17 protein-coding genes and 2 pseudogenes are annotated in these 20,332 nt (G+C 63.5%); 11 read left to right on the top strand and 8 right to left on the bottom strand.

Features of this window, described 5'->3' with window-relative positions; genetic code table 11:
- Window positions 1–129 precede the first annotated feature (129 nt).
- On the top strand, window positions 130–924 hold the full coding sequence (locus IHE30_RS09685; RefSeq protein ID WP_337690176.1) for a 5'-methylthioadenosine/adenosylhomocysteine nucleosidase: 795 nt from the start codon (window positions 130–132) through the stop codon (window positions 922–924).
- A gap of 439 nt (window positions 925–1,363) precedes the next feature.
- On the opposite strand, the gene IHE30_RS09680 is transcribed toward IHE30_RS09685, so the two are convergent.
- The 5 genes from IHE30_RS09680 to IHE30_RS09660 form a co-directional block, all read right to left on the bottom strand.
- A complete protein-coding gene (locus tag IHE30_RS09680) occupies window positions 1,364–1,861 on the bottom strand; it encodes a Fur family transcriptional regulator (RefSeq protein WP_337690175.1) in 498 nt (165 codons plus the stop codon).
- A 10-nt stretch (window positions 1,862–1,871) separates the two neighbouring features.
- A complete protein-coding gene (locus IHE30_RS09675) occupies window positions 1,872–4,142 on the bottom strand; it encodes a heavy metal translocating P-type ATPase (protein ID WP_337690173.1) in 2,271 nt (756 codons plus the stop codon).
- A 249-nt stretch (window positions 4,143–4,391) separates the two neighbouring features.
- Complete coding sequence (locus IHE30_RS09670; protein ID WP_337690172.1) at window positions 4,392–4,520, bottom strand: hypothetical protein; 129 nt, start codon at window positions 4,518–4,520, stop codon at window positions 4,392–4,394.
- A gap of 12 nt (window positions 4,521–4,532) precedes the next feature.
- Entirely contained in the window at window positions 4,533–4,817 is a 285-nt protein-coding gene (locus IHE30_RS09665) for a DUF4148 domain-containing protein (protein WP_337690171.1), read from the bottom strand.
- Between the two features lie 281 nt (window positions 4,818–5,098).
- The gene (locus IHE30_RS09660; RefSeq protein ID WP_337690169.1) at window positions 5,099–6,121 is read right to left on the bottom strand and encodes a LysR family transcriptional regulator; all 1,023 of its coding nucleotides are present in this window, start codon (window positions 6,119–6,121) and stop codon (window positions 5,099–5,101) included.
- Between the two features lie 150 nt (window positions 6,122–6,271).
- Between IHE30_RS09660 and IHE30_RS09655 the strand changes: the two genes are divergently transcribed.
- From IHE30_RS09655 to IHE30_RS09630, 6 genes and pseudogenes are all read left to right on the top strand, one after another.
- A complete protein-coding gene (locus IHE30_RS09655; protein ID WP_337690167.1) occupies window positions 6,272–7,165 on the top strand; it encodes an alpha/beta hydrolase in 894 nt (297 codons plus the stop codon).
- A 38-nt stretch (window positions 7,166–7,203) separates the two neighbouring features.
- A complete protein-coding gene (locus tag IHE30_RS09650; protein WP_337690166.1) occupies window positions 7,204–8,367 on the top strand; it encodes an efflux RND transporter periplasmic adaptor subunit in 1,164 nt (387 codons plus the stop codon).
- Window positions 8,368–8,384: 17 nt separating this feature from the next.
- A pseudogene (locus tag IHE30_RS09645) lies at window positions 8,385–8,546 on the top strand (efflux RND transporter permease subunit); the annotation flags it as partial.
- Window positions 8,536–8,790, top strand: a pseudogene (locus IHE30_RS09640) (TolC family protein); the annotation flags it as partial. The pseudogenes IHE30_RS09645 and IHE30_RS09640, both read left to right, overlap by 11 nt.
- A 219-nt stretch (window positions 8,791–9,009) precedes the next feature.
- On the top strand, window positions 9,010–9,135 hold the full coding sequence (locus IHE30_RS09635) for a hypothetical protein (RefSeq protein ID WP_337690165.1): 126 nt from the start codon (window positions 9,010–9,012) through the stop codon (window positions 9,133–9,135).
- A gap of 7 nt (window positions 9,136–9,142) precedes the next feature.
- A complete protein-coding gene (locus IHE30_RS09630; RefSeq protein WP_337690164.1) occupies window positions 9,143–10,813 on the top strand; it encodes a DUF1254 domain-containing protein in 1,671 nt (556 codons plus the stop codon).
- A gap of 104 nt (window positions 10,814–10,917) precedes the next feature.
- On the opposite strand, the gene IHE30_RS09625 is transcribed toward IHE30_RS09630, so the two are convergent.
- The 3 genes from IHE30_RS09625 to IHE30_RS09615 form a co-directional block, all read right to left on the bottom strand.
- Window positions 10,918–11,151, bottom strand: coding sequence for a hypothetical protein (locus IHE30_RS09625; protein ID WP_337690162.1), 234 nt, complete (start codon window positions 11,149–11,151; stop codon window positions 10,918–10,920).
- 104 nt (window positions 11,152–11,255) lie between these two features.
- Window positions 11,256–12,515 (bottom strand): glycosyltransferase, encoded by a 1,260-nt coding sequence (locus tag IHE30_RS09620; protein WP_337690161.1) that lies wholly within the window; start codon window positions 12,513–12,515, stop codon window positions 11,256–11,258.
- 483 nt (window positions 12,516–12,998) lie between these two features.
- Window positions 12,999–15,056, bottom strand: coding sequence for a sigma-54-dependent Fis family transcriptional regulator (locus tag IHE30_RS09615; RefSeq protein WP_337690159.1), 2,058 nt, complete (start codon window positions 15,054–15,056; stop codon window positions 12,999–13,001).
- A gap of 476 nt (window positions 15,057–15,532) precedes the next feature.
- Between IHE30_RS09615 and IHE30_RS09610 the strand changes: the two genes are divergently transcribed.
- The 4 genes from IHE30_RS09610 (at window position 15,533) to IHE30_RS09595 (ending at window position 19,858) form a co-directional block, all read left to right on the top strand.
- Window positions 15,533–16,594: an ATP-NAD kinase family protein gene (locus tag IHE30_RS09610; protein ID WP_337690158.1), complete on the top strand. Its 1,062-nt coding sequence runs from the start codon at window positions 15,533–15,535 to the stop codon at window positions 16,592–16,594.
- Window positions 16,595–16,621: 27 nt separating this feature from the next.
- Entirely contained in the window at window positions 16,622–17,605 is a 984-nt protein-coding gene (locus IHE30_RS09605) for a thiamine pyrophosphate-dependent dehydrogenase E1 component subunit alpha (protein ID WP_337690156.1), read from the top strand.
- 132 nt (window positions 17,606–17,737) lie between these two features.
- Entirely contained in the window at window positions 17,738–18,742 is a 1,005-nt protein-coding gene (locus IHE30_RS09600) for an alpha-ketoacid dehydrogenase subunit beta (protein ID WP_337690154.1), read from the top strand.
- A 3-nt stretch (window positions 18,743–18,745) separates the two neighbouring features.
- Window positions 18,746–19,858 carry an acetoin dehydrogenase dihydrolipoyllysine-residue acetyltransferase subunit gene (locus IHE30_RS09595; protein ID WP_337690151.1) on the top strand — a complete coding sequence of 371 codons (1,113 nt, stop codon included), beginning with the start codon at window positions 18,746–18,748 and terminating at the stop codon, window positions 19,856–19,858.
- Window positions 19,859–20,332: the final 474 nt, after the last annotated feature.

The following is a 20,332-nucleotide window of genomic DNA, read 5'->3' as shown; positions in this document are numbered from 1 at the left end:
TGCAGCGCGCACCTGTCGCGTCCGGCCGGGAGCCTGCTATGCTAGCGGGCTCGGCATCGCCGGAGTCCGACTCGTCCTACGGGCGGCCGTACCCGGATTGGCCGGTGTAAGCAACGTCCCTTCCGACCTATGAATACAATACAAGAATCGAACGTTCGTCCGCTCGGCATCATGGCTGCGTTGCCGGAGGAAATCGCCTCCCTGATCGACGAAATGCGTGCTGCACCGGACTGGCGCACGGTGACGCTTGGTCGCCGCGAATACGCGCACGGCACGCTGCGCGGCATGCCGTGCGTAGTGACGCTGGCGCGCATGGGCAAGGTGGCCGCAGCGACCACCGCAACCGCATTAATCCACCAATTCGGTGTTGACGCCATTATTTTCACTGGTGTCGCGGGCGGTGTTGCGCGGCAGGTGCGGGTGGGCGATATTGTCATCGCGGATGCGCTGATGCAGCATGATTTGGACGCATCGCCGCTGTTTCCGCGATTCGAAGTGCCGTTGCTCGGCGTGTCCCGCTTTGGCACCGACAACAGCCTGTCGGACGCGCTCGCAGTGGCCGCGGCCTCGTTCGTGCGCGCGCAGGCCATGGAACTCGTCCAGCGCTACCGTGGTGTGATCGACGACGTGCCGCGCGTGCACCGGGGGCTCGTGGTCAGTGGCGACCGGTTCATCGCCGACCATGCTGCACGCGAAGCCGTGCTCGCGGCCGCGCCGGATGCGCTGGCAGTCGAGATGGAAGGGGCCGCGTTGGCGCAGGTTTGTCACGAGTACGACGTGCGCTGCGCGGTGGTCCGCACAATTTCGGATGCCGCAGATGCACATGCCGCGGTGTCGTTCTCGACGTTTCTTGCCGAAGTAGCGAGCGCGTATTCGGGCGGCGTGTTGCAGCGTTTTCTTGCGCAGCACCGGGTGCACCAATAGCGGTAACGACGCGCAGCCGTGCCGCGCGAGCCGGCGGTCTTTGGCGGCGCGGCGCTGGCCCGGTGCGCTTGATAGGATCTTACGGCTAAGGCCGATGGCATCGCAGCTTTTCTAATTGCCTCGCCGAATTTAGCGCTATTTCATCACTAGCTCAACCGTTTTCTGATCCAATCCATGATCGAGCGGCCACGCCTCAAGCCCGAGGGGGCTAACGGCGTGACTGTAAGGCGTGGGCTGGACACCGAGCATTACATGGCGCCCGAGACGTTAGTCATGCTGAATCACGTTAGATGGCGCGATTCGCTGTTCGGTACCCCGACAGACACATCGCGTGGTCACACGAATTGATAAAGCCGCGTGATTTAACGCTTCGCGCGTGCACGATGCCCGACAACGTGGAACGCACGCGGGCCCAGCATACACCCAGACTATCTGCGGCTCACTGTGCCGTGCACTCCGCGCACCAACCCTTAAGTTCCAGTTCGCCCCGGGCAAGGGTAAAGCCGGTGGATTCAATCTTGCCCACCAGCGCGTGATGAACGCCCGGCGCATCGATTTCCGCGACTGCACCACAGGACTGGCAGACAATCAGGATGCCGTGCCGGCAGTGCGTCAGGTCATGACATACTGCGAACGCGTTGATCGACTCGATCCGATGCACCAATCCCACAGACTGCAGAAAATCGAGTGCGCGATAGACGGTCGGCGGCGCGGAGCCCGGGTGAATCTTGCGCATCTCGTCGAGCAGCGTATAGGCCTTGGTGGCGCGGCCGGATTGCAGCAGCAACGACAGGACTTTCTGGCGCAGCGGTGTCAGCGATTCACCGCGCTCCTGACAGTACGCCTGCGCGAGCTGCAACGCCTGCGTGACATCGGCCGCCGGCGGACCGGCCTGCGCCGCGAGGGCAGAGGGAGTGCGGGATGGAGTGTCGGGCATGCCAATGATTTTACATGGGCTGGCGCGCCCGTGCGGCGTTGCCGCGCCAGCGCCGCAGCAGTAACGCGTTGCCCACCACGCTCACGCTGGACAGTGCCATCGCCGCGCCCGCGATCATCGGATTGAGCCACCCGAACGCGGCCAATGGCACGCCGAAGACGTTGTAGACAAAAGCCCAGAACAGATTCTGCCAGATCTTGCGATAGGTGCGTCGCGACAGGTCCAGTGCGTCGACCACCAGTGCGGGATCGTCACGCATGAGCGTGATGCCGGCGGCGTGCATCGCGACGTCCGTGCCGCTGCCGATCGCAATGCCCAAGTCGGCGGCGGCCAGTGCCGGCGCATCGTTGACACCGTCGCCGACCATTGCCACCACGTTGCCTTGCTTGCGCAACTGCGCGATCATCGCGGCCTTGTCCTGCGGCGACATGTCCGCGTGCACTTCGGCGATGCCAACCGCCGAGGCGACCGCCGTTGCGCTGCCGCCGTTGTCGCCTGTCATCAGCAGGGTGCGCATGCCCGATGCGGCTAGCCGGGCGAGTGCCGCTTGGGCCGATGGCCTAACCGTGTCGCCAAACGCGATCAGTGCCAGCGGGGCAGGCGAAGGCGCGACGCGCACCAGCCACGATACGGTGTTGCCGGCCCGCTGTAGCGCGTCCGAACGCGTTTGCAACGCCGCGTCGGGCGCGATGCGAAGCTCGCGTAGCCATCGCGTGCTGCCGATGCCAAAGATCGCGTCGCCGATCGCTGCCTGGATGCCGCGACCCGCGATGGCGCGGGTGTCACGCGCCTTGGCGGCCACCACCTGCCGCTGCTGCGCCAGGGTAACGATTGCACGCGCCAGAGGATGCTCGCTATGCTGTTGCACACCGGCGGCAACCGACAGCGCATCCTCGTCTGTGCCTTCTAATACATCGAAGGCCACGACGACGGGCTTGCCGTCGGTCAACGTGCCGGTCTTGTCGAGCGCGATGACGTTAACCCGATGAGCCAGCTCCAGCGCCTCGGCGTCCTTGATCAAGATGCCATGTCGTGCCGCGACGCCGGTGCCGGCAAGGATGGCAGTGGGCGTCGCAAGGCCAAGTGAACAGGGGCAGGCGATCACCAATACGGCGACTGCGTTCAGGATCGCATGCTGGACCGGTGCGCCGGCGAGCAACCAGCCGCACAGCGTGACCAGCGCAATCGCGATAATGGCCGGCACGAACACGGCGCTGACCCGATCCACTAGTCGCTGGATTGGCGCCTTGGCAGCGTGCGCGGTCTCCACCAGTTGGATAATCTGCGCCAGCATCGTCTGCGCGCCGATCCCCATTGTCTCGAGCACGACCGCGCCTTCGCCGTTCAGCGAGCCGGCGTGCACCGTGTCGCCTTCGTCTTTCGCCACGGGAAGGCTCTCACCGCTCAACATGGCTTCATTCGCGTGTGTGCGGCCGCCGATGATGCGGCCATCGACCGGGAATCGCTCGCCGGGACGCACGATCACTTGCATGCCGACGCGCACGTCGGACAGGGGTAGCTCACGTTCAGTGCCGTCGATGCGCACGCGAGCCGTATCGGGCCGCAGCGCATTCAGCGCGCGGATCGAGGCGGTGGTCTGTCGCTTGGCGCGGGCTTCGAGCCACTTGCCGAACAGCACCAGCGTGATGACAACGGCGGATGCCTCGAAATAGAGGGGAGCCCCACCATGGGGGTGGGTCGCCCATTGGTAGACGGACAGTCCATAAGCGGCCGATGTGCCCAGCGCGACAAGCAAGTCCATGTTGCCGGACAATGCTCGCACGGCCTTATAGCCGGATAGGTAGAAGCGCGCGCCGAGCACGAACTGGATCACGGTCGCCAGCCCGGCTTGCAGCAGAATCGGCACGCTCGGCGCCCCGTGGCCGCTTACTGCCTGCATATCCGGGATCGGCTCGCCGGGCGGACGCGATGGCGCACTGCCCGCCAGCATGCCGATCATGGGCACCAGCAAGGGTAGTGTCAGCAAGGCGGAGACGATCACCGCCGCCAGCGGCTGCGTTGCATTCCCGTGTGGCGCCGAAGCGGGCGCCTCGGGCGTCGGATGCGCGTCATAGCCAGCCTGCTTGACGGCGGCGACGAGTGTGGGAACTGCCACATCGGACCCAGCTGTGATCGATGCCCGCTCGGTGGCCAAATTGATGGCCACATGGGACACCCCCGGCACTTTGCCGAGTGCACGCTCGACACGCGTCACGCAGGAGGCGCATGTCATGCCTTCGATATTCAGCGATGTCGTGTAGGTTGGGGAGGCTTTCATCATGTCGGGCACGATACAGGATGAATGCAGTATTAGCTTTCCCATGATGGGAGGGTCAAGGTCCCACGGCGACATATTACGACGCGATGATGGCTGACGGGCATGGTGACTAACAACCGCACGGCGGCCCACGGCGACACAACGACACGTAGGCTCACGACCGCACGGCAGCCCACGACGGCATGGCAACCCACGACGGCATGGCGAACTGCCACGCCGCTGCTACGCGTGACAGCACGACCACTGCGATGCCTATCCCGGGTCCGGTGACGCGGCCGGAGGGGCCACCGTCGGTCGATACGGCACCCAGGGTGGCGTGCTCAGGGCCCAATCCTCGAGCGACGAAAACACATCGGGCGAGTTCGATGATGTATCGAACATCGTGCTGCTCCGTTACTCCGCTGGTTGCGTATTCGGCATGCTATCGCGCGCGAGTCGCGTGTCATCCGACTGTGCGGAACGCATCGCAATTGCGCGCCCGACCAGCCCGACGTCGGGATAGCTGTTCCGGTTCAGTGCGGGCAACGTGCCGTCGTTGTATGCCGCGACGATCTCGTCACCGACCTGTTGACGTGCCTTGATTACCAAGCCGCTCGATACGGGTTCGTTATAGCCGCCCGCGTGGCCGATGCTGCCTTCGGCAAGCGCTGGCGTGGCGACGACGGTGGTGAAGGCCAATACGATCAGGCCGGCGATAAGGTGGCGCTTTATGCTGCTGCTCCTGTCAATCGGATGGAGCGGCGCCAACCGCGGCTGGTCCGATGGATCAGCGCGTGGCGCAGACAATCATCTGAGCGCTGGGCGGGAGAAGGGAGGCGGCCGGCAGGTTGGCCACAAAAAGACAAGGCGGCGCGATAAAATTTGTACTACTTATAGAGGCGTGGACCGGTGAGGCATGTCGCCGTGAGGCGGCGCGCATGCGGCGATGGCCATCGCGGCGGGCTGCCGCGAGGATGAGGCTACAGTACCAGCTCGCCCTCGCCCTCGCCCTCGCTCTCGCCGATCTCGGCTCGATGCACCGGTTGCGCGCCCACCGTGGCCACCGTTGGCGCGCAACGCTTCTCCGCGTCCTCTTGGCCGGACAGCAGCGGGCAACGCTCGAATATTTCGGCTATCCAATCAACGAACACCCGCACCTTCGGCGACAAGTGCCGGTTGTGCGGGTAAACAACGGAGATCGGCATCGGCTGAGTCTTCCACTGCGGGAGCACTTCCTTTAACTGACCTGACTGAAGGTACGGCAGCGCCATAAAGCGGGCCGGCTGAATCATGCCGAAGCCGCCGATGCCGCAGTTCAGATAGGCATCCGCATCATTGACCGCGACCGCGCCCTTCATCTTCACGGTCACCGGCTTGCCATCGACGAGGAAATCCCAGTCGATGATTCGGCCGGTACGGCTCGAGAAGTGGTTGACCGCGTAATGGTTTTCCAACTCTTTCAGCGTGCGCGGCTCGCCGTGCCGTTCCAAGTACTCGGGGCTGGCGCAAGTCACGCCCTGGAACACGCCGACCCGGCGCGCGACGAGCGTCGAGTCTTGCAGCGTGCCGACGCGGATCACCGCGTCGATGCCTTCCTGAATCAGATCCACTGGCTTGTCGCCAAGTCCAACCATCAATTCGATGTCCGGGTAGCGAGTATGGAATTCACATAGTCGTGGCAGTACCACCAACCTGCCGATCGAGCCCGGCATGTCCACGCGCAACTTGCCGCGCGGATTGCGCGCTCCTTCATGGAACGATTGTTCCGTCTCGGCGATATCGGCAAGGATGCGCACGCATCTTTCATAGTACGCAGCGCCGTCCGGTGTCAGATTCAATCGCCGCGTCGTACGTTGCAGCAGCCGTACGCCAAGAAACGCTTCGAGATTCTGAATGATCGTCGTGACCGACGCGCGGGGCATGTTCAGCGTGTCGGCGGTGCGCGAAAAGCTGTTGCTTTCGACGACCCGGGTAAACACTTGCATGGCTTGTAGGCGGTCCATTTCGCTCACCGTGGTTAGCTTTGCAGCGTCGGCGCGACGCCGAATCGATTGTTCGGATGCGCTGAATTGTGTTGCCGGATTATAGGCATTTATTTGGCATGGCGTCGCCTCGAGAATTCGCATCACTGCAATTGACCAGAGAGGCGCAGGATGCGCCAGTGCGATTGGGGCGATACCCCTTACGAAATCAGGATTCCCGGCCATGCGCGCGAGATCGCGTTGCGCATTTACCGGCCTGCGCGGGCGTCGATAGAGGCCGGCAATCGGGCCGATAGCGTCGAGCCGTCACGGCGCGCGGCGCGAGCGCGGGTCGCGACGCGTCAATCGCCGCGCTGGGTGCCGGTGGTGCTGTATTTCCATGGTGGCCTGTTCACGCATGGATCGCTCGATGACGCCGATGCGACCGCCGTGGTGCTCGCGCGCGTACCTGCGCTAGTCGTGTCGGTCGACTATTCACTCGCGCCCGCCTACCCGTTCCCGGCTGCGCTGGAGGATGCGTACCACGCCGCATGCTGGATCGCCGAGCACGCGCACGAATTCGGTGCGGACAGGCACCGCATCGGCACGGCCGGGCATGATGCGGGCGGCAACCTCGCGACGTGCCTGTGCGCGATAGTCCGCGATCGCGGCGGCGTATCGATTGCCGCGCAGGTACTGCTGGCGCCGCTGCTCGACCCGAGCTTGACGCGCGTGGCCGATGCGCGGCGTGTGACATCCGATGTGGATGTCAGTGAGTGCGCGCAATGTTATCGCGCCTACCTGCCGCATGCCTCGCAGCGGCTGCATCCGTATGCGGCTCCGCTCGAATCGCGCCGCCTGCATCGATTGCCACCGGCGCTCATCGCCAGCGCCGAGCATGATGTGCTTCACGTGGAAGCCGAGAAATATGCCGGCGAACTGATCAATGCCGGCGTGCCGACCCAGGTCACCCGCTTTGCAAGCGTATCGCACACGGCGCTGGCGACGCATCCGCCGGCTTTGGCCGAGGCCGTGGCGTTTTTCCGGCATCGGCTGGCCTGTGCGCCGGCCGATGCCCTCAAGTAACTTGATCCATTGCGCAAAGTAAATAGAGGAAGCTCGATATGACAATGATCCGTAATCTGCGCTACTGGCATCTGGTGCTTGCGTTAGCGGCGCTAGCCGCCATCGGCGGTCTAGGCGGTGTGATGGCGCTGCATGACGATCCGGCCTTGCAAGCCAAGGCCGCCAATGTGCCCAGTGCACCGGAGGTTGACGTCGCACTGGTGGTGGCCAAAACGATCACCGACTGGCAGTCGTACTCGGGCCGTCTCGAGGCGATCGAAAAGGTGGACATCCGTCCGCTCGTATCCGGCACGATCGTCGCCGTGCACTTCAAGGATGGACAGCTGGTCAAGCAAGGCGACCCGCTGTTCACGATCGATCCGCGGCCCTACCAGGCCGAGGTCGATCGCGCGCAGGCGCAGCTCGCCGCTGCGCGGGCCCGCAACGACTATGCGAGCACCGATCAAGCGCGCGCGCAGCGGCTGATCGTCGAGCACGCAATCTCCAAGCGCGAATACGACGAAAAGGACAATGCGGCGCGCGAGGCCGCGGCGAACCTGAAAGCCGCGCAGGCCGCGCTAGAAACCGCACGCCTGAACCTGGGCTACGCACGAATCGTCGCTCCCGTGTCCGGCCGTGTATCGCGTGCGGAGATGACGGTGGGCAACATCGTGTCGGCCGGCGCCGGCTCGCCGCCGCTGACTACGCTAGTGTCGATGACGCCGATCTACGCATCGTTCGACGTCGACGAGCAGGCGTACTTGCAGTACTTGAGCCGTAATGGTCACGGTGGGGGCAGCGTGCCGGTGCAATTGGGCCTGGCCAATGAGGAGGGCTACTCGCGCCATGGCGTCATCGCCTCGGTCGATAACCGGCTTGACACGGCGTCCGGCACGATTCGCGTGCGCGCGCGCTTTGACAACGCGGACGGCTCGCTGCTGCCTGGCCTGTATGCGCGCGTGAAAGTCGGCGGCGGCACGCCGCATCCGGCCGTGATGATCGGCGACAGCGCGATCGGCACGGACCAAGACAAGAAGTACGTGCTGGTGGTCACGCCGCAAGGCCGCGCTGAATACCGCGAAGTGCAGTTGGGCAACCAGCAGGACGGCTTGCGCGTGATCACCAAGGGGCTCAAGCCCGGCGAGCGCATCGTTGTGAACGGACTGCAGCGGGTGCGCCCTGGCGAGCCAGTGAAGGTCAATGCCGTGCAGATGATGGGCTGATGTAAAAGAAAATCAGCGTGAATATTTCAAAGTTCTTTATCGACCGGCCGATCTTCGCCGGGGTGCTATCGGTGTTGGTGTTGCTGGCCGGCGTGATTGCCCTGTTCCAGCTGCCAATTTCCGAGTATCCGGAGGTCGTGCCGCCGTCGGTGATCGTGCACGCGCAGTATCCAGGCGCAGAACGACGCTGTGCAGGCATCGGGGCGGGCTGCACAGCTGTCGCGTGCGCAGTACCGTGAGGGTTCGGTCAGCTATCTGGACGTGATCGATTCGGAGCGCACCGTGCTACAGAGCCAGCGTGCGGCCGTGCAGCTGACTGGTGCGCAGGCAGTGTACACGGTGAACCTAATACGCGCGCTGGGCGGCGGCTGGGACGTCCCGACGTCCTTGACGCAATCGGCCTCGCCGCTGGCTGCGCGCTAAAGACTTTTCGCTGACCGCCCTGGAGCGATGCGACGGTCATCCGATGGATGGCCGCCGCGCCGATTGTTCATCCAATCCAACAAGTCCATTCCGTTGCAGCCGATTTATCCGGTCTCGCGCAGTTCCTACAATGCCATGCATCGACGTAGGAACAGCGATATCGTGCGGCCCGGTGGCCGCGATGCATGAGGCGATATTGCACCGCAAGCGGAGTAGTTGATGAGAGCGCTGATCGAACGACAGTTGTACCACCCTGCATTCGTGCTGCCGATGATCAGCCTGCGCAGCCCATCGACGCGTTTTTTCGAATGGTGGTGGCAAAAACACGGGTTCATCCATGGGTAGGCGCAGCATGAGGTGGCCGATTGACAAGAGCCAGCCGCATGTCAACAATCTTGTCGCGGTTTCTAGTGTGCAGCCGGCCGAGGACCACGGCCGCAGGTCGCAGCACGGGGTCCGGGGCGGAATGGGCCGCATCGGGTGGTCTGCGAATAACAAATACGAGGCAATCCTGGTGATGCAACTCAAGTCGCTGCGGCATGCGTCGCGCATCGTCGCACGCGTGCCTACTCCTGTTTCATATTGTGGCGCATTGGCCGCCGCCGTGCTGGCTATCGGCTGCACGGGGCCTTCGCTGTCGGGCGCGAGTCATGCCGGCTGGACGACGACAGAGGTGGCCGATTCGTATGTGTTCGGCTATCCGCTGGTAGTGATGGACGTGCTGCGCGACGCGCAGACGGCGACGCGTCCGGTCAACCAACTCTATACGGCGACGTCCGGTGAGCCGGGCTTTGTCAGCAGCGGGTGGCTAGATCTCGACCCTGAACCGGTCGTGCTGTCGCTGCCCGACGCGCATGGTCGCTACACATTGGTGCAAGCCAATGACATGTGGACCAATGTCGCCGTATCGGCTGGCACCCGCACGACCGGCTCTCGCGCGCAAACCATCGCGTTCGTCGGACCAGGCTGGACGGGCAGCTTGCCGCCTGGCGTCGCACGCGTCGATTCGCCGACCCGTTATCTAATGCTTCGCGTGGTAGAAGCGGGCGTGGCCCACGGCGCCGCACGGTCGCGCAAGCCGACTGCGATTCCACGGGTTGCGCCACTGACTGTGTGGCTGGGTAAGCACGGCGCCGTACCGTCGTCGGTGTTCGACCGCGTTTCGCCGACGTCGGCCGGCACGTCAGCAGGCAGCCGCATGGCTGGTAGCGCTGTGCATGACGCATACCGCCCGGCCGATGAGGGCTCGACCGTTGCCGCCGCGCTTGCCCGCGTCGACCAGATGGACGCCCAGGCCTTCTTTACCCGCTTGTCCGCGGCGCTGGTCGATAGCCCGCCGGTGGCGGATACGGATGATCATGCGCTGCAGGTGCTCAAGCAGCTTGGCATCGTGCCGGGCCGGCCTCCGGCACTGTCGCTCGCCTCGGCAAAGGCGCTTGCGGCCGGTATCGAACAGGGCAGGGCACGTGTGCGTAGCGTGCCCCCGAACGGTGTCGTGGCGGTGAACGGATGGCGTTGGTTCGATGATGAGGCGGGCAGCTACGGACAGGATTATGCGTATCGCGCGTATGTGGCCACGGTGGTGCCCGGCGCGGGCCTGACCGAGGATGTATTGATGCCGGTCGCCGATGTGGACCGCGACAACTGCCCGCTATCAGGAAAGAACGGCTACGTCATGCATTTTACGCGCAACCAGTTGCCCGTCTCAGCCGGCGGCTGGACGCTCATCGCGGAGCCGCTGGATGACGACGGCGTTGGCGACGTCGGTGTATCGTCCGGCGGCGGCGCGCGTAGGCAGGGGTGGCGCAACCGCCATGTCGTGTTGACCCACCGCGATCATCTAGTGCGCAACCGGGACGGCTCGATTGACATCATCGTGCAGCCAACCGCGCCGGTGCGCCCCGCTGCGGCGAACTGGCTCGTATCGCCGACCGGCCGTTTCAGGATGGTCATGCGGATCTATGGTCCGAGTTCGGTGATGCGCCGCTCGAACTGGCGGCCGCCGGCGTTGGATCGCCAGTAGCCAAGCCAGTGCCGTGAGCGTGGCCCGACTTGCCGGTAACGTCAAGTCGGCCTTCGATCCGCCGTCGCGCGCCGGCTCATGGCATCGTCATGCCGAATGTCACCTCATGCCGCTTTGAGCCGGTGCTGTGTATCAATCCACAATTTTCCCCAGCGCAATGCGTACGCGGTGGCCTGTTCGGCCTCGAAAAAATAGTCGAGCGCCTCGAAGTGCTCCACGTGGGCCCGTGCGCCATGCTGCTGGCCTTCAAGGTCGAGATTGGCGGCATACAGGCCGTTGCCCAGCGGCTCTGCGCTGGGCAATATCGTGTAGCCTTTGTAACTGCGGCATATCCCCATGGGTATCTTGCAAGCTAGCGTGATGCCTATAGCATACGCCGGGCAAAATTGGCCGCGAACGAATCAAGAGCACAATTGATATGAAGACGGCTGTTCGACGCTAGTCAGGCTGTTCCGGTAGCCGGCACGGCGCGTCTGGATGCGAGGATCGTGTCGACGTACGCCTTCAGCCTCGTGTTGCTTGCGTCAATGCCGTAATGCTGTGCTCGTTGGCGAGCGCGTTCGGCGAGCCCAGCACGCAGCGCGGGGTCGGTCAGCACCGTGCGCATCGCGTCCACCATCGCGTCAATGTCCCCGACCGGAACGAGGATGCCCGCATGGCCGCCGTCGAGGATTTCGCTGGGCCCGGTCGGGCAGTCGGTCGAAATAATCGGCCTGCCCAGCGCGAGGCCCTCGAGCAGCACCATTGGCATGCCTTCGGAGCGCGAGCTTAGGACCTGGAGCGTCGCGCCAGCGATCACTGGATGCGGGTTGTTCAATTGACCGGTGAAGTGCACGCGCTCGCTGATGCCTAGCTCGCGCGCCAATTGTTCGAGTTCGGCGCGAAACGCCCCGTCGCCCACGATCACCAAATGCTCGCGTACGGCGTGTGCCGTCACCAGACGTTGGTACGCGCGCAACAGCGTACGATGGTCTTTATAAATTTCATCGAGGCGGGCTACCGAGACGATATAGGGTTCATCAGGTATTGACGCGCTGCCGATCTGATTGGACGCGCGTTCACGGATCGCCGCGATATCGATCGCATTGGGCAGCAGCAGTAGCGGAGGTAGCCGCGAGCCGAACATTGCCCGCGCTTCGTCGGCCATGTGCTCGTTCAGCGCCGCAATCCGATCGTAAGCTTGATATTGTTTCAGCAAGCGCTGGATCTTGCGGAGCCGGCCACCAAGTCGCGCATTGAAGCTGAAATGATTGACTCCGAGCCATCCGACGCCATATCGCCCTGCGATGCGGCGCAGCGACATATCGAAATCGACGATTAGATGATGCTCGCGTGCAAGCTGGGCAATGCGATGCGACACATAACGGCGCACGACAACCGTATTGAAGATATCGCGCGCGACGCGTTCGAGCTTGCTGCGCTTGCGCAGATGTCGTCGTGTTTGGAAAAAATCCAGCCATCCGCGATCGACTAGCGTCTCGATGCGCACGTCGGCCGGGATCGACGCGCGAAAGCGGTGTTCCAGCGCGGCCGACGTGAACATGACTGACAGCGTCACATCGAAATGCTTGCGATCGAAGACGCGTAACCACTGAATCAGTGCGCTTTCAATGCCGCCATCGTTGAACTCGGTGATGTGGAAAATAATCCGGGTGCGCTGCGCCGTATCAGCTTCCCTTGACGATAATTGTTTTATGAGCAACGTATGGTAAAAATGGCTACGACGACTCGACGGCACGTTAATGGCGTGAATGCAGCGCAAAACTTTATGCGCACAAAGCTTGCGTAGCGCCCCGCGATCGAGGGTGATGCCGATGATGGATGTTGGGAAACACAGGTGAACGTGCGTAGTCGGCTCGCGGTGGAAAGGATGGCTATGCGACGCCGGTCCGTCCCAGTCGAAACCATGTCCATGCGGAGAGCGGGCATCGCGAGCCAAAGCATGAGCGACAATACGACGCCGAACACCGGTGCAACCAAACAGCGGTGCCACCAAGAAATAGGTGCCGGCGCAGGTCGCGTCTAGGTTGCGCAATGCGCCGACGCATAGCACTAAACTGACACCGTACCTGGTGAAGCCTGCCAGCGCGCGGCGGCGACTCAGCACAAGTATGTCAGTCGCCCGGCGAGGCGCGCGAGGCAGACACCCGGCTAAATAACAGGATACCGCACAGTCTACGTGGCACTATGCGGCCGGCAGCCGATGGGGTGGGACAATACCCAGCTTGGCGATGCGCCGGTATAGCGTCGCGCGCGATATGCCGAGTGCCTGCGCCGCCGGAATGGGGCGCCATTGGTTCCGCGTCAGCGCAGCGACGATACGTTCGCGCTCGTCGGTCAGCGATTCGAGCGCCGCCGGTGGCGTCGCCGGTGAGCCCAGCTCAGCTGCGATTTCGGCTGGCAGATGGCGCCATTCGACCCGGTTTGTGTCGGTCACGGCGCATGCGTAGCGCAATGCGTGACGCAGTTGCCGCACGTTGCCGGGCCAGGGATGATGGCACAGGCGTTCGAGCACCGTGGCGTCCAGCACCAGCCTATGCGGGACGGCACGCGCTTCGTCGTCGAAAACGGCCTGTATCAGCGCCCGAATGTCGATACGTTCGCGAAGCGGCGGCAGCCGTAGTACCGCACCGCTGAGGCGGTAGTACAAATCCTCGCGGAACGTGCCTTGCGCGACCATTGCGCCCAGGTCGCGGTGTGTCGCGCAAATCACGTTCACGTCGACGCGGGTCGCCGTCTCGGCACCCAACGGTAGTACCTCGCCGTCGGCCAGCACACGTAGCAGCCGTGTTTGCAGTAACAGCGGCATGTCGCCGATCTCATCTAGAAATAGCGTGCCGCCATGCGCGAGCGCGATCTTGCCGCGCGTGCCTTTGCTGCGTGCGCCCGTGAATGCGCCGGCCGCATACCCGAACAACTCGCTTTCGATCAGCGACTCCGGCAGCGCACCGCAGTTGACCGCTACAAAGGGTTGCTGGCATCGAATGCCCGACTGATGAATCGCGCGTGCGAAGACCTCTTTGCCGCAGCCGCTTTCTCCGAGAATCAGGATTGGCAGGCGCCGTTCCGCGACGCGCAGCGCAATGCTTGCCGCCTGGGCGACCTGCCGGTCCTGACTCTGCGCGAAGGCCTTCAGTGGTCCAGCGCCGGCTGACGTATCGGACAACCGACCGGCTGGCATACCAGATGGCATGCTGAATAGGCCGGGCGCCCGAGCATCGTGCAGCGGCGCGGCGCGCAACGGTGACGCAAGCCGTGCTGGTGCCGCTGGCTCGACAACATGCGCTGAGGTCGAGGTGCCCGCCGCTTGCCCGCGCTGTTGCGGTCTACGGATCCGCGTATACAGGATCGTTCCCGACGCGCACAGCCGCAACGGCAGCACGTCATGCAGGTTCGACGCATCAAGTATGCGCGCAAGCGGCACGTCAAACAAGTCAGCCAGGTGGCCAAGGGCGTCGCCGGTGAGCCCTGGAATGGTCTCGCGGGCGTGGGCGTTGGCCGCAACGAGGTTGCCGTTTTCGTCGAATGCGATCAGCACCTCCGGCCGCGCCTCGACGAAGTGTCGGCTGCTGTGGCCGAATAGGATCCAATGATACGAGGTCTGGTTCAGGAAGTAGGCATCCTCGATTAATCGAGCGCTTTGCTGTACTAATTGATAGACCAATCCCTGGCTGTCACGATTGTCCGGGGAGCGAACTGCCGACGCATCGAGCACGCCAATCAGGCTCCCGTCCGGCGCGAAGATCGGCGACGCGCTGCACGTCAGCGTGGTGAATGCGGCGCGGAAATGATCCGACTTATGCACGGTAATCGGCGCTAGGTCGGCGAGCACGCTAGCGATACCGCACGTGCCTTCCTCCTGCTCAGACCAGCACGAACCGATGTGTAAGCCCGCGTGCTTGAAATCCGCGCGACGATCGCGGTCGATCCGATAGTCGATCGTTACGCCATGTGCATTAGTTAGTAAAACGCAATAATCTGCGGTCCGGACCGCCTCGTGCAGCTTGGATAGGCACTGGCCCGACGCACGCAAAAATGCTTCTTCGCGCTCGCGTAACTCGCGCAGTTCGCTGGCGGTGACGACGCGCGGCCCTACGCGCGAGGACGGATCGAGCCGGTACCGCTCGAGCGAACGTTGCCAAGACGAAATGAGGCGCGCCGATTCGTTGTCAAGTGGTGCGTTGCGACCTTCGATCGCGCTGCGCACGCGTTCGATATGCTGGTTGAATGAGACGTGCGGCATCGCGAACTCCGGCAAAGGACCTGCAGTTGAGCCGTTTGTAGCATATTCATCGCCCTTGGCACACGCTGCGCTGCAACACGACCGTGACTTGAGACGATCGTCTCACGATGCGGCGCCTCTCGTCTCACGCTGATCCAGGCATGTCGCGCTCGCGCGTCAGCTCGCACTGCCCCTGTCGCGGTGGACTTGTCACGGCTTGATGCTGTTACGCTGTGTCGCACGTCGATGCGCGCATGCGCATACGAGCGGCAACGCATTGAGACGGCTAAACAGAGACGCACAATGTAGCGCCACCGCGCGCGTAGCTTCTTCGTATTGGCCGCGCAGCCTCATCGCAATGGGGTTGCACGGCCGGCGCGAACGTGTCTCGCCCATATTGGCATGCATATTGCAGTGACAACGCACGCAAGCAACATGTCTACTCAGGCTAACGAGCAGCGACGCCGGGCGGCAACGCCGGGCAAGGAGACAACACCGTGTCAAGCATCGTTCCGGCAGTCGGTATCATCGCCAATCCTGCATCCGGCCGCGATATTCGTCGCTTGACCTCGCATGCGTCGGTGTTCCCGACTGCCGAAAAAGCGAATATGGTGGTTCGGCTATTTGCAGGGCTGGGTGCGTTGGGCGTGCGTCGCGTATTGACGTTGCGGGACAAAACGGGTGTCGCGGCACTCGTGTTGCGCGCTGTGCAGGCGCATGCGGCCCTGAGCGGACGCGAGCGGTGGCCGGAGGTGGAGTTTGCCGACCTGCCCATGACGCAGAGTGTGGCCGACACGCATGCGGGGGTAGCGTATATGGTCGAGCGTGGCGTGTCGCTGATCGCCGTGCTGGGTGGCGATGGTACCCATCGCGCGGTGGCGATGCATTGCCGCGATGTGCCGCTGCTTACGCTGTCCACCGGCACAAATAACAGCTTCCCGGATCTGCGCGAGGCGACCGTGGCGGGCTTGGCCGGCGCCCTGGTCGCGACCGGCGCGGTTTCCCCGGACGTGGCGCTGTCGCGCAACAAACGCCTCGTGGTGCGCTGTGTATCCGGGCGCAAGCGCGGACATGAGGAGATTGCGCTGGTTGACCTGTGCGTGAGTCGGCAGCGCTTCATCGGCGCGCGTGCGCTATCCGATCCGTCCGACATTCACGCGTTATTCCTGACCTTCGCCGCTGCCGACGCCATTGGCCTGTCGTCGATCGGCGCCGCGTGGGCGCCGGTGGCCCGCACTGCGCCGCATGGCTTGCAGATGACATTTGCCGATGCGCCGCCGACTGGCGTGCCGCTGGTCGCGCCCATCGCGCCGGGCCAGATCGGCACCGTGTGGATGACTGACTGTGAGCGGTTGGAGGTCGGCCAGCAGGTCATGCTCGACGTCGGTTACGGCACGTTGGCGCTCGACGGCGAGCGCGAGATCGAAATTGAGAAAGGCGAAACCTATGTCGTTTCGCTCGACTGGGAGGGGCCGCTGACGGTCGATGTCGAGCGAACCCTGCGTTTCAGCGCGGCGCGGCAATGCCTGCGTGAACGCGCAGCAGCGTTGTTCAACTAGCACGATCCACCCATAGGAGGTACAACCATGTCCATATCGGGCCAGCTTACCCGCGAGACATTGCTCGACGCGTACCGGTCGATGCGCACGATCCGCGAGTTCGAAGAACGTTTGCATGTCGAATTTGCGACCGGTGAGATCCCGGGCTTCGTTCACCTTTATGCGGGCGAGGAAGCATCCGCAGTCGGTACGATGATGCACCTAAACGACATCGATTATGTGGCGACGACGCACCGTGGCCACGGTCATTGCATTGCCAAGGGCGTCGACGTGCACGGCATGATGGCCGAGATTTACGGCCGTCGCACCGGCGTTTGTCGGGGCAAAGGTGGCTCAATGCACATTGCCGACCTATCGCGCGGCATGCTGGGCGCGAACGGCATCGTTGGCGCGGGCGCGCCGCTGGTGTGTGGCGCCGCGCTGGCGGCCAAGTTCAAGAAGACCGGCGGTGTGGGCGTGTGCTTCTTCGGTGACGGCGCGTCCAATCAGGGTGTGATCTTCGAATCGATGAACCTGGCCTCGGTCTGGCGGCTGCCAGCCATTTTTGTGGCTGAGAACAACGGATACGCTGAAGCGACATCGGCATCATGGTCCGTTGCGGCCGACAACATTGCCGACCGCGCCAACGGCTTCGGCATGCCCGGCGTGATCGTGGACGGATTCGATTTCTTCGCCGTGTACGAGGCGCTGGGCGAAGCCATTAGCCGCGCTCGCAACGGCGGCGGCCCGACGCTGGTCGAGGTCAAGCTGACGCGCTACTACGGGCACTTCGAGGGCGATGCGCAGACGTACCGTGAACCAGGCGAAGTGCAGAAGGCCCGAGAAGAAAAGGACTGCTTAAAGCATTTTGAGCAGCGCGTGGTACGCAGCGAACTGGTCCGGGTGGATGAGCTACGCGCGATCGATGAGCGCGTCAAGGCGCTGATCGATGACGCGGTGCGCAGTGCGAAGGCCGCTCCGTTGCCGACCGAAGCGGACTTGCTGAGCGACGTCTACGTCGCTTATCCGTGAGGTGGGCGTTATGGATGCGATGCGAAGCGGGACAATGCCCCGTCAGACGTCGCGGCGCGATGCGAGAAGTGACGTGCGGCGTGCACGCGCCGCGCTCCGATCCAATTCGAAACTAGCTACCAGGAGGCGGGGATGGCCAGGAAGATCACTTATCAACAAGCCATAAACGAGGCGTTGAGCCAAGAGATGGCGCGCGACGAAAACGTTATCGTGATGGGTGAGGACAACGCCGGCGGCGCGGGCTCATCCGGCGAGCAGGACGCGTGGGGCGGCGTGCTTGGGGTGACCAAGGGGCTGTTCCATCGGTACCCTGGGCGGGTGCTCGACACACCGCTGTCCGAGGGTGGGTTCATTGGCGCGGCGGTCGGCGCCGCGGCGTGCGGCATGCGGCCGGTCGTCGAACTGATGTTCATTGACTTCATGGGAGTGTGCTTCGACCAGATATTCAACCAGGCGGCCAAGTTCCGCTACATGTTTGGCGGCAAGGCGGTCACCCCGGTGGTGATTCGCACGATGCAGGGTGCGGGACTGCGTGCCGCCGCCCAACACTCGCAAATGCTCACGTCGCTGTTCACGCATGTGCCCGGGATAAAGGTGGTCTGTCCGTCCACGCCCTATGACGCGAAAGGGCTGCTGATTCAGTCGATCCGTGATGACGACCCGGTGATTTTCTGCGAGCACAAGCTGTTGTACAGCCAAGAAGGGGACGTGCCGGAAGAGCCTTATGCGATTCCGTTTGGCGAGGCCAACGTGGTGCGCGACGGCGACGATGCGACGATCATCACCTATGGACGGATGGTGCACCAATCGGTGGAAGCGGCCAACGCGCTAGCCAGGCAAGGCATCGACGTCGAAGTGATCGACTTACGCACGACGTCGCCGCTGGACGAGGAAACGATCCTGGAGAGCGCGTCGCGTACCGGTCGGGTCGTGGTCGTCGATGAAGCCAACCCCCGTTGCTCGGTGGCGACCGACATTGCCGCGCTTATCGCGCAGCGCGCATTCAAATCGCTCAAGGCGCAGATCGAGCTGGTTACCGCACCGCATACGCCAGCGCCATTTGCCGGCGTGCTGGAAGACATGTACATCCCGTCGTCTGAGAAGATCGCGGCGGCCGTTACCAAGGTAAGGGGCTGATCGATGCCAATTCACATGATTACGATGCCCAAATGGGGGCTGTCGATGGAGCGGGGCCAGGTCAACGGGTGGCTCAAGCAGATCGGCGACAAGGTATCCAAGGGCGATGAACTGCTTGACGTGGAGACAGAAAAAATTTCCTCCGGCGTGGAATGTGCATTTGACGGTGCGCTGCGCCGGCAGATTGCCGTCGAAGGCGAAACGTTGCCGGTCGGCGCCTTGTTGGCAGTGGTAGCTGATGCCGACGCGAGCGATGCCCAAATCGACGAAGCCGTCGCAGCGTTCCAGCGCGATTTTGTGCCAGCTGCGGCCGATGCGGCTGACGCGGGACCACAGCCGCACAAGCGCATCGTCGGCTCGCATACGATCCGCTACTTGAAGCAGGGTGACGGCGGCGTTCCCGTGTTGCTGATCCATGGGTTCGGTGGTGACCTGAACAACTGGCTGTTCAACCACGCTGAGTTGGCGGCGCGCCGCGCGGTATGGGCGTTGGATCTGCCGGGGCACGGGGAATCGAGCAAGCCGCTGAAAGCCGGCACATTGGACGAGCTTGCCCAGTATGTGTCCGCGTTCATGCGCGAAGAGGGAATCGAGCGCGCGCACCTGGTGGGCCATTCGATGGGCGGCGCCGTTGCGCTGCAGATCGCCAGCCTGGAGCCGCAGCGAGTCGCGTCGCTGGCACTGATCGCCAGCGCTGGGCTGGGCCGCGAGATCGACGCGGATTACCTTGCCGGGTTCGTTGCCGGGACCAGTCGCAATACGCTCAAGCCGCACCTGCTGAAGCTGTTCGCGGATCCCGCGCTGGTTACCCGTCAATTGGTCGAGGACATCGTCAAATACAAGCGTCTGGACGGCGTGAACGAGACGCTCGCCAAGATCGCTGCGGCGACGTTCAGCGATGGTGTCCAGCAGCATGTGTACCGTGACCGGCTCGCCGAGCTGGCGCCGCGCACGCTGGTGCTCTGGGGCAGCGAGGACCGCATCATTCCGGCGCTGCACGCCCAAGGGCTGCCTGCGGGCGTGCAGTCGCACGTCATCGAAGGCAAGGGGCACATGGTGCAGATGGAGGCGGCTGCCGAGGTCAACCGGGTGTTGAACGCGTTCTTCGGAGACTGACGAGGGGAGCGGTGACGCCGTACCGGAGCCTGCCCGCGCTCGAGCAGCGCGGCGCGCGCAGTCACGACAAGGTTGCTCGCATCCCGGTGAGGGTCGTGCATCCGGACGGTGCGCCGTTGCCCAAGCCCTTTGCTGTATCGTGTCGCGCGGCCGGGCGCCGATTAGCCGGATCGCTGGCGCGTAATCGGATCCTCAATATTTCACCAGTATTGTCGCGCCGGTTGGCTGCGCGAATTGTGGCATCGTTGCCGATGGCCAGCGGATGTTGTCGGCGCACGCCACGGTGGCAAACCGTCGTGGGACGATGCCGTACGCCACCAACAGGCGTACGACGGCGCCGGCACGGCACGACCACAGTTTCGGTCTGTCAGTTCTGGCTTGCTTCGATGCGGTTCGGCCGTCAGTGCTGCTGGCATAGCTGAGTGATTATCGACAAGTGTTGCGCTATCTTTAGCGCTGGCTTATTGTCGGATT

The sequence above is a fragment of the Mycetohabitans sp. B46 genome, assembly GCF_037389205.1.
In the GTDB taxonomy this organism is placed as follows: domain Bacteria; phylum Pseudomonadota; class Gammaproteobacteria; order Burkholderiales; family Burkholderiaceae; genus Mycetohabitans.
Note: the sequence above shows the minus strand (reverse complement) of the source record. Positions and strands in the feature narration are given on the sequence as shown.

Excerpts from the sequence above, each read along its gene's own strand:
- IHE30_RS09615 (WP_337690159.1), bottom strand. The coding sequence starts at position 15,056 with ATGCCGCACGTCTCATTCAACCAGCATATCGAACGCGTGCGCAGCGCG.
- IHE30_RS09660 (WP_337690169.1), bottom strand. The coding sequence starts at position 6,121 with ATGGACCGCCTACAAGCCATGCAAGTGTTTACCCGGGTCGTCGAAAGC.
- IHE30_RS09635 (WP_337690165.1), top strand. The coding sequence starts at position 9,010 with ATGAGAGCGCTGATCGAACGACAGTTGTACCACCCTGCATTCGTGCTG.
- IHE30_RS09625 (WP_337690162.1), bottom strand. The coding sequence starts at position 11,151 with ATGGGGATATGCCGCAGTTACAAAGGCTACACGATATTGCCCAGCGCA.
- IHE30_RS09680 (WP_337690175.1), bottom strand. The coding sequence starts at position 1,861 with ATGCCCGACACTCCATCCCGCACTCCCTCTGCCCTCGCGGCGCAGGCC.
- IHE30_RS09650 (WP_337690166.1), top strand. The coding sequence starts at position 7,204 with ATGACAATGATCCGTAATCTGCGCTACTGGCATCTGGTGCTTGCGTTA.
- IHE30_RS09605 (WP_337690156.1), top strand. The coding sequence starts at position 16,622 with ATGTCCATATCGGGCCAGCTTACCCGCGAGACATTGCTCGACGCGTAC.
- IHE30_RS09675 (WP_337690173.1), bottom strand. The coding sequence starts at position 4,142 with ATGATGAAAGCCTCCCCAACCTACACGACATCGCTGAATATCGAAGGC.
- IHE30_RS09670 (WP_337690172.1), bottom strand. The coding sequence starts at position 4,520 with ATGTTCGATACATCATCGAACTCGCCCGATGTGTTTTCGTCGCTCGAG.
- IHE30_RS09655 (WP_337690167.1), top strand. The coding sequence starts at position 6,272 with ATGCGCCAGTGCGATTGGGGCGATACCCCTTACGAAATCAGGATTCCC.
- IHE30_RS09600 (WP_337690154.1), top strand. The coding sequence starts at position 17,738 with ATGGCCAGGAAGATCACTTATCAACAAGCCATAAACGAGGCGTTGAGC.
- IHE30_RS09685 (WP_337690176.1), top strand. The coding sequence starts at position 130 with ATGAATACAATACAAGAATCGAACGTTCGTCCGCTCGGCATCATGGCT.
- IHE30_RS09595 (WP_337690151.1), top strand. The coding sequence starts at position 18,746 with ATGCCAATTCACATGATTACGATGCCCAAATGGGGGCTGTCGATGGAG.
- IHE30_RS09630 (WP_337690164.1), top strand. The coding sequence starts at position 9,143 with ATGAGGTGGCCGATTGACAAGAGCCAGCCGCATGTCAACAATCTTGTC.